Raw genomic sequence first — 8,834 nt, 5'->3', positions numbered from 1 at the left:
ATTTCTAGCTGATATATCCCTGACATTGTTCATCCTTCATCTGGTTTATTCTTATTCTCTCATCTGTAGTCCAATTTTAGAGAATTGGTATTAGAGGATGTTTGAAAAGTTGTGATTGATGTATAGCAAGGGACTGGGGACTGGGGATTAGGTGAAAAATTTTGTTGTGTCTAAGTTTTATCATCTGTTGATGTCCTAACCACTTTGGCTGTTGCTATATCAAATATTTTTTACCCCACCCTAACCCTCCCCTTATAAAGGGGAGGGGACTAGATTTCTTTTTTCCCCCCTTTATAAGGGGGGTGATTAAAATCACAGTCAAACACTTTTCAAACATCCTCTTAGGGACTTTTGCAAGAAGTCTGTTGTTTCGACTGACAATGCGATTGTTTCAACTGACAATGCGATTGTTTCGACTAACAATGCGATTGTTTTGACTGACAATGCGATTGTTTCGACTGACAATGCGATTGTTTCGACTAACAACGTGATTGTTTCAACTAACAATGCAATTAAGATAAGAACTTGGAATGTTGCACAAGAGTTTATAACTTATGTGTACACACGATCTGCTTGTCATAAAAGGTCAGGTGGGTATATTTTCTATACACAAGGATATTACTGTGAAAAAGTTTGCTACAAGTAGTGTTATTTACAATTGTCATAATTAAAACAATTGACTTTCAACTATCAATGGTGAACTCTACCCTTGTTGTCACACTCTATGTCAACCCTATGACAGGGAATGATACCAACAATACTGGTTCACGGTTGAGTCCGTTTAAAAGCCTCACCCGTGCTTTAAAAGTAACCAAAATCCTGACGATAATTCATTTGGAGTCGGGGACTTACAACGTCGCTAGTGGTGAGGTGTTTCCACTAATCGTCCCTGGAGGAGCGACAGTGGTGGGTGATGAAGCAAACATTGGTGCAGGAATTGTAATTTCTGGGAGTGGCGAGTATCAAAGTCCCAGTTTTGGTATACAAAATATTACACTGCTCTTGGTTGATAATGCTAGTCTTTTAGGTGTAACTGTCACCAATCCCTTAGCTAAAGGTACTGGTATTTGGATTGAATCAGCTGCACCTACTTTAAGTAACAATACTCTGAGTAACTGTGGGCGGGAAGGTGTATTTACCACTGGTACTGCCAAACCCGCAATTTTAGATAACATATTTGTGCAAAATACTGCTAGCGGGTTAGTGATAGCAGGTCATAGCCAGGGAGAAGTACTGCGGAATGTATTTCAAAAAAACCCTTTAGGCATAGCAATTAGTGACTTTGCCGCTCCGACGATCGCCAATAACAAATTATCAGAAAATCGTACAGCGATCGCACTTTCTCGTAATGCTCAACCTGTGCTACGTCAAAATCTCATTACTAAAAATACCCAAGGTGGTTTATTAGTCAATGGTAATGCAGTCCCGGATTTAGGTAATACCGAAGATCCAGGTGATAATATTTTTCGCGATCATAGTGAATTTGATTTATACAATGCCACTACACAAAAGCTAGTTTCCGTAGGTAATCAATTAAATCCGTCTCTAGTCAAGGGTTTGGTAGAATTACTCCCAATCAATCGAGTAACAGTTAACACTAGTTTTTCTGATACCTCGACAGAATCCCCACCTGAAAAACTCTTCTTGCCCCCTTGCCCTCTTGTCCCCTTGCCCCCTCCCTGCCTCCCTGCCTCTGTCGAACTAAACGGACATTGGGCAGAACCATTTATTCAAGCATTAGCGAGCATGGATTTAACTCATGCTTTTGCTGATGGTAGCTACCAGTCAGATCAAATAATGACTCGCGCCCAGTATGCAGCTTTGGTGGCGATCGCTTTTAACCCATTTCCCAAAGTTCCAGCTCCTGATTTTACAGATGTACCCAAGGATTTTTGGGCTTATAACGCTATCCAAATCGCGGCTAGCGGTGGCTTTGTTGGTGGATTTAGCGATGGTACTTTCCGCCCTGATCAAAGTGTGCAGCGGCTACAAGTGATTGTCTCCTTGGTAAACGGACTAGGACTACCAGCTGTTGATCGCGATGTTTTAGAAGTATATAGCGATCGTCATACCATTCCCGACTACGCCCGGACAGCTGTTGCCACTGCCACACAATCGGAGATAGTTGTCAACTATCCAGATCCGAAAATGCTTGTGCCTTTACGTTCGATAACACACGCCGAAGTTGCAGCAATGATTTATCAGGCATTAGTCGCCATTGGGCGAACATCTGTGATTAAATCACTCTATGTGGGGTTGCATTTTAAAAGTTGATAAGTAGAATAGGGAACACTTGCCTATCGGCTTGGCAACTATTGGAAAAAAAAACCATGTAGTTAAAAGCACGCTAGGCTAATATGCGATGGGTGACAAATTTTAGAACTATTGCCTAAAGCTAATAGCCCGATGTTAACAACACTTCCAGACACCTCTGCCAACTTGGCGATCGCCTTATTAATTAACTATAGTTTCGATCTCGGTGGGTATAGTGCCAATGAGCTAGTTGAACGTTGGCAAACGCAATACCCCCTTAATTGGCTACACCTGGCGGTAATTGAGGCACTATATCAAGGTCGTTATAAAGCGGTTTCCGTGGAGCAAATTTTAGTATTTTGGCAGCGCCGGGATCAGGCTGCATATCATTTCAACATGGAATTTGAACGAATGATTTGTAGCAAATTTCCTCAAAGCTTAACCTCATCGGCTGCACCAGCTCTACCGCCAGCTAAGAAAAAACCCACTGTAGAGCAAGTGACCAGTCCTCAATTACCACCAGCTAAGAGTCACAATGGCTATCAACACAGCAATACTGCAACTCTCCAACTGAAAAGTTATCAACCAAAGACATGTTTGAGCGAAGAAGAGGAAAAGCAGGAAGATAGAGACAATAAAACCGTCTTGAAGTCTCCGCTTTCTGGGAAATTTACCTCTTCAGCAACCCTTGAGCGATTATCTGCTATCAGCCAGAGGCAAACTTCACAAGAAAGTCCAGCACCTTCCCCATCACCAAGCGATCATCAACGAAAACCAAAACTGCTCCCACCTGCTGTTATTCATGCCCCAATCGGGCAATTTACTCCCGAAAAAAGCGATCGCTCTGATTTTTTTACATCTAAACTCAAAGCCATGTCTGGGGAACAGAATCGAACTGTGGGGAGCAGGGGAGCAGGGGAACAGGGAGCAGAAGCACAGGAGCACAGGAGGATAATTAATGACGAATGACAAATGACAAATGACAAATGACTTTTTATTCTGCAACTAACAGCTTAAAGCGCTCATCATCGGCAATATCATCAAAATCTAGATCAGTTGCTGCGTCTTCTTTATACCTGGGATTAAGTTCAATCGCTTGCTGTAGAGTTAATAGAGATCGGTCAACTTGTCTTTGCAGTGCGTAACAGGCTGCCTTATTGTAATAAGCACTGGCATAATCTGGCTTAATTTCTAAAGCTTTGTTAAAACTAGCGATCGCTTCATCATCGCGTCCCAATATTACCAAAGTGTAACCGCGTTTATCCCAGATTTTAGGAGAATTGGGTTGAAATTCTAGCCCTTTATCAAAGGAGACTATTGCCTCTTCGTATTGTTCTAATGCTACTAGAGAAAGACCGCGATTTAACCAGGCAACGGCATCGTCAGGTTTGATTTGTGTGGCTTTGTCAAATGAGGCAAAGGCTTGCTGATGTTGTTGTAAGTTTCCAAAAGCAACGCCGCGATCGCACCAAGCTTGATGATAATCTGGCTGAATCGCAATCGCTTTATCGTAAGATGCGATCGCATCTTGGTAGCGTTTCAACCTTCCCAGAGCTAGACCACGTTTTAACCAATTCACAGGTTCATCAGGTTGGATTTTCACTGCTTGGTTGTAAGCTGCGATCGCATCTTCATAGTGTCTTTGAGAAAACAGCCCATCTCCCTGTTTTACATACTCATCAGCAGGGAATTCTGGTTGTTGCGGCTGTTCTTGTATTTCTTCTTCAACTTCAGAATTTACCACCTCTAGAATGGATTCCGGCGTAATTTCAGATAGTTCTTGAAGAATCTGATCCTTTCTTTCTTCGGCATCCAATTGTAACTCAGAGAGTTGAGAGTCAAATTCAGTTTCTAATCTTTCTAACTTCTCTAAAATGAGAATCTTTTGTTGTTGAGCATTCCATTGTAATTCTGAGAATTGCGAACTAAACTCAGAACCAAATTTTTCTAAATTCTCAATCATTAGCTCTTGGGATTTTTGAGCATCGACTTGTAATTCAGATAATTGAAATTTGAATTCTGATTGTAATACTTCTAAACTCTCAATAATTTTATTTTTTTGTTCTTGAGCATCTACCTGTAATTCAGATAATTGAGATTTAAATTCACGATCAAATATGCCTAGATGATCAACTGCGCTTTCTTTTTGCTTTTGAGCATTCATCTGAAATTCAGATAACTTTTCTACAAACTCTGACTGCAATTTTGTTAAACTTTCAAAAGTTATATCTTTTTGTTTTTGAGCATCAAACTGCCATCCAGAAAGTTGAGATGCAAACTCAGACCTTGATATTTCTAAATCAGCAACGGCTAGTTCTTGCTGTTGTTGTACACCTAACTTTAACTTAGACAGTTCTTCTGCGATCGCAGATGCTAATTTTCCTAAATTATCCAGTGCTACATCTTTTTGTTGTTGAGCATCAAACTCTAACTTAGATAATCCCGAAGCAAATTTTGACTCTAAATTTTCTATATTTTCTTGAGATTTTTTTAGTTCCGTTTCTAATCTACTTAATACCTGTGCTTTAGCTAAATCTAGATCGGATATCAGAGTAGATACATTTTCGTGTTCATTTTTAATTTTTTGTTGTAAAATAGTCGTTTCCTGTTCTAATTCATAATTTATTTTTTTCGCATCTTGAATAACATTTTCAGCTTCTTGTTTAGCGGTGGTTAGCTGATTTTGTAATTTTTCCATTCCCTGAACTTGTTGCATTGCCCGATCAACAATTTCCCGGATTATCGCTCGTCGCAATAGCCATAACAAAACAATGACTGCGACTGGAAAGAGACTTAGTATAACTAGCCAAACATCGAGTAATATGGTTGTGCGGCTAAAAGTGCTTTTAAAATCAGATTGGACTTGCTGTTGAATTCGTTTTTCTGTTCGTAGTCGTGTTAATTCTTCCCGTTCTGAATTCGATAACACCGGAGTCGGAGTTAGTGCTGGCTTGGGTGATGGTGCAGATTGTCCACTGGCAATTCCAACGGATAACAATAAGGGTAAAAATACAATCGTGCTTTTTATAATTAAAGCGAAAACAGCTTGATTTTTGCTCTGCATAACAACCATCTGAGTCTGTTGGTCAGTTTTTGAAGCAGCGTGCCTCTTTCCAATCTATAACAGAATTAAGTAGTTAAATGTTGTAAAGGCAGTGTAAAATTCTGAGCAATCCTTAACTAATCCGTTTCCTCGTCCTTAGTGTACGTATAACTTTAGTCGTAGAGTACAGTTAATTTTATGACAATTTTTGGGGCGTTACTACTATAATATTACCACGTTGTGATTACTACTAAAGATAGTGAAAGTCAAGCGTAAAAATAATAATTTATCAATTAGTGGAAGACAAAATACGAAAGCATCGACGCTTTCTTAGACCATCCACCAAAGAAGGTTTGGACTTTTTTTATAGATAACAGGGCGTTGAAACTGGAAGTTCTACCTGTATGGTAAGTGTTAGATATGGTTACTTTGCACTAACATTAGATTATCTACAGTAAGTAGATTACTTATCCTCAAATTAACTTAACAAAGGCGGTAGAAAATGGGTCGCATAAATCCTTATACACTGCAATTGCAGATTACCCGAATGTTTGAGCAAGGGCAATCATTTTTTGCCACAACCAAGGTACAGGATTGGTTGAAAGAACACAAACACAATCCAGAAGATTATGACATTATTTTCCATAAAAAACCCGCACCTCCTGGTTCCAAAGAAGTGATGGTTGTGGAAATTGAATTACGCCGCAAAGATGGACAACCTGTCGATCCGTGGTTGCAGGAACAAGCAAATCTCCATGCCTGATTTTAGCAACTTTAGCAGTCCTAAATTAGATGTGAAAACTTCTTTTTCTTTTTTTGGCATTTCGCAGAAAAAGCGGTTTTTTCGTTTTCACAACTTAGATAGGATTGCTATATAGAGAATCGGGCTAAGATTGTAGTTGTATTGTTATATCAGAGAGAATCAAGATCCTAGATGCATTAAAGTTCCAAGCAAAAATTCAAAATGGTTTTATTCAAATTCCCGAGGAGTACAAACAAGAACTCGGTGAGGCAGAAGATATTCAAGTAATTGTTTTAGTAAAGAAAAAAATATCTCTAAAAAAAGACGTAATTGATGAATTAAGTGAGAATCCAGTTCAAGTCAATGGGGTACTGAGCCGTGAAGAAATTTACAGTCGCTGGTTATGATGAATGCTGCATCTTTTATTGATACAAATGTTTGGCTCTATCGTTTATTTGACGACCAAAGGATTGAACTAACTGAAAGAGAAAAAAGCGCAATATTGCTATTTAAATTACGTCAAATCTCTTACTTATCTTTGACTTCTTTTTTGCGGCGTTATATGTTGAGGGTAAGATAATTTGTGTTGGCTTTCTTAATGCTATTGCTTTTGCTTTAAATAAATCACGAAAATCTAACTCTACTTCTTTTTAATTATTTTCATTACTAGAAGTGGGTTGATTATTACTGTCAGTATTTTCTTCATCAAAAGACATTTTTTCTAATAATGATTCTGGTAATGCACATACTAAAACATCTGGACTAGTTTTCTCATCGATGTACCGTAACTCTTCGATAAAAAATTGACTGTTTCACTAATAAGTGTATTTACATCTTGAATCTGAAGAAGTTTATCAATATCTTTTCACCGTAAATGCCACATCTGGCGATCGCCCCGGTCAGTATTGCGGCTCTTTTCAGTATGATGACTCGACCTTAAGCGGGTTAGGCGAGGAAACTCTAAGCGTTAACAATGGACTATCTATTTTGTTTGACTACTTGGGTACGCAGTATACAGGGGCAAGTGATTTTGATTACCCATCATCTCCTATAGTCAGCTTTACAAATGGCAACCTGTCACGACTGAGCTATTGAAGATCGGTTTTTTATTGGTAACAATCCAGGTAATCCAAATACAGGAGGAACAAAATTTTATAGCATTTTGAGTGCCGACTTATTGTCTACAACAGAGGTGAGTACGGTAATTTACTCTAAGAGTACATTCGTACCAAAACCGATGACTCTTGCTGGTATAGCGATCGCTAGTGGTATGGCATTGGAAATCAAACCCAAGAAAAAACTATCTGGAGTGACAAATTAATAGTCCTACTTTGAAAATTAATCTAGAGACGTTATTATCTAACGTCTCTACACACATAGTTTTAAGTAAAACTACCAGTAGGATTCTTACGTTTGATAGCAATTACAGATGGTTTGGGAAGACTTCTAGGTTGACCCTTACCACCATCAGCAGTTGGGATGTTGCTTGGCCAACTACTACCACGAGGGACAGTTCGAGCCTGTTTGAATGTAACACCATTCAAATCCAGTAGTTCAATCTCACGACTCAAAATCGTACCATCATTAATTGGGCTATCTTCGCCGGGATGCTGTACGGAAATAATCAGCGTATCTCCCACAAAAGTCGGCCCTGTCATCTCACAACGCACTGGTCCCTGAGCAAAGGGTATTAACTCTCCCGCGTGAGTACCAGTAGTAGGAATGTAGAATAGCCAGTTATTACCAAAAACTCCTGTGAAATTGGAAACATTACCACTGGCTGTGTGGTCGATGATAGTTACAGTACCAGCAGCACCGACATTAAAACCATTGTGAGTGGTGGTAGACATATCCGTTACCCCCCAAACATTTGCCTTATTGTCGAACACTAAATTATCGACGTTGGCAAAACCAGCACCAGAAATCGATCCGGCTTCTCCACCCTGAGCAAATCTTTGCCAACAGAAGGTTAGACCTGTACCATCGGCACTATCTTCAATAATCTTGTACAATCCTCCAGATTGCTGCGTTGCGTTGACGTTTGTATTTAACTTAGCAACCTGAAAAATGCGCGAATCTGGATAACCGTCGCTTCCTGGCGCACCGTCAGTATAGGCAATGAATACTTCTTTGGTGGTTGGATGCACTTCTATATCTTCTGGACGTGCTGTCGGAGTTCCGCCAGCCAAATTCGCTGCTAAGAAAGCATCACTGAGAATAGCACCTTGGGAAGTGTAGAAGTCAGATAGCTTTTTACCTTGATAAGCAGGTAGTCTCTCTGCTTCATTGGTGCGATCAACTGCGAGGGAACCGCCATCTGTAGTTTCACCTGCAATTCCATTGCGTTTTGGTAACGGTAAAAGACCATTTCTTTGAGCCGAACCCAAAGCAGCAAACTCCACCGAAGAAATTACCGATGGCGAAGTGGGATTGGTAGGAGTGTTTAAATTTAAGGGTATCCATTGACCCGTACCATTTGGATTGTAACGGGCGACATACAATGTACCACTTTCCCATAAACTGCTGTTGGCTTTATTGGTTGGTGAAGAAATAACACCTGCACTGATAAATTTCCAGGTGTGTCCCCCACGTCTATCATCACCCATGTAGGCGATTAATGGTTTTTTAGCTTCGGCACGGATGGCAACGTTTTCATGGCGGAAACGACCCAATGAAGTGTGCTTGCGAGGGCGGAAATTTGGATTAATACCAATTCTCTAAAATTGGACTACAGATGAGAGAATAAGAATAAACCAGATGAAGGATGAACAATGTCAGGGATATATCAGCTAGAAA

The 8,834-nt window shown here is 39.9% G+C and carries 6 protein-coding genes and 1 pseudogene; 5 read left to right on the top strand and 2 right to left on the bottom strand.

All coding sequences use genetic code 11. The annotated features are described in order from the left end of the window. Positions 1–693: 693 nt before the first annotated feature. Entirely contained in the window at positions 694–2,274 is a 1,581-nt protein-coding gene (locus V7K89_RS11195; protein ID WP_335187088.1) for a DUF1565 domain-containing protein, read from the top strand. Between the two features lie 132 nt (positions 2,275–2,406). After that, the gene (locus V7K89_RS11190) at positions 2,407–3,222 is read left to right on the top strand and encodes a hypothetical protein (protein ID WP_335187086.1); all 816 of its coding nucleotides are present in this window, start codon (positions 2,407–2,409) and stop codon (positions 3,220–3,222) included. Positions 3,223–3,247: 25 nt separating this feature from the next. Here V7K89_RS11190 and V7K89_RS11185 read toward each other — a convergent pair whose 3' ends face one another. Next, positions 3,248–5,317 (bottom strand): tetratricopeptide repeat protein, encoded by a 2,070-nt coding sequence (locus V7K89_RS11185; RefSeq protein ID WP_335187084.1) that lies wholly within the window; start codon positions 5,315–5,317, stop codon positions 3,248–3,250. Between the two features lie 481 nt (positions 5,318–5,798). Between V7K89_RS11185 and V7K89_RS11180 the strand changes: the two genes are divergently transcribed. The 3 genes from V7K89_RS11180 (at position 5,799) to V7K89_RS11170 (ending at position 7,359) form a co-directional block, all read left to right on the top strand. Next, entirely contained in the window at positions 5,799–6,059 is a 261-nt protein-coding gene (locus tag V7K89_RS11180; protein WP_335047037.1) for a hypothetical protein, read from the top strand. Positions 6,060–6,860: 801 nt separating this feature from the next. After that, a complete protein-coding gene (locus V7K89_RS11175; protein WP_335187082.1) occupies positions 6,861–7,133 on the top strand; it encodes a hypothetical protein in 273 nt (90 codons plus the stop codon). Positions 7,134–7,200: 67 nt separating this feature from the next. Then, positions 7,201–7,359 carry a hypothetical protein gene (locus tag V7K89_RS11170; RefSeq protein ID WP_335187080.1) on the top strand — a complete coding sequence of 53 codons (159 nt, stop codon included), beginning with the start codon at positions 7,201–7,203 and terminating at the stop codon, positions 7,357–7,359. Positions 7,360–7,420: 61 nt separating this feature from the next. Here V7K89_RS11170 and V7K89_RS11165 read toward each other — a convergent pair. Further along, a pseudogene (locus tag V7K89_RS11165) lies at positions 7,421–8,743 on the bottom strand (PhoX family protein); the annotation flags it as partial. Positions 8,744–8,834 lie beyond the last annotated feature (91 nt).

It is taken from the genome of Nostoc sp. (genome assembly GCF_036917515.1).
GTDB lineage: Bacteria > Cyanobacteriota > Cyanobacteriia > Cyanobacteriales > Nostocaceae > Nostoc.
This window is presented reverse-complemented; position numbering and strand designations above follow the sequence as displayed.

What these genes read in the sequence shown, in the direction of transcription:
- V7K89_RS11195 (WP_335187088.1), top strand. Translation starts at nt 694, where the DNA reads ATGGTGAACTCTACCCTTGTTGTCACACTCTATGTCAACCCTATGACA.
- V7K89_RS11190 (WP_335187086.1), top strand. Translation starts at nt 2,407, where the DNA reads ATGTTAACAACACTTCCAGACACCTCTGCCAACTTGGCGATCGCCTTA.
- V7K89_RS11185 (WP_335187084.1), bottom strand. Translation starts at nt 5,317, where the DNA reads ATGCAGAGCAAAAATCAAGCTGTTTTCGCTTTAATTATAAAAAGCACG.
- V7K89_RS11180 (WP_335047037.1), top strand. Translation starts at nt 5,799, where the DNA reads ATGGGTCGCATAAATCCTTATACACTGCAATTGCAGATTACCCGAATG.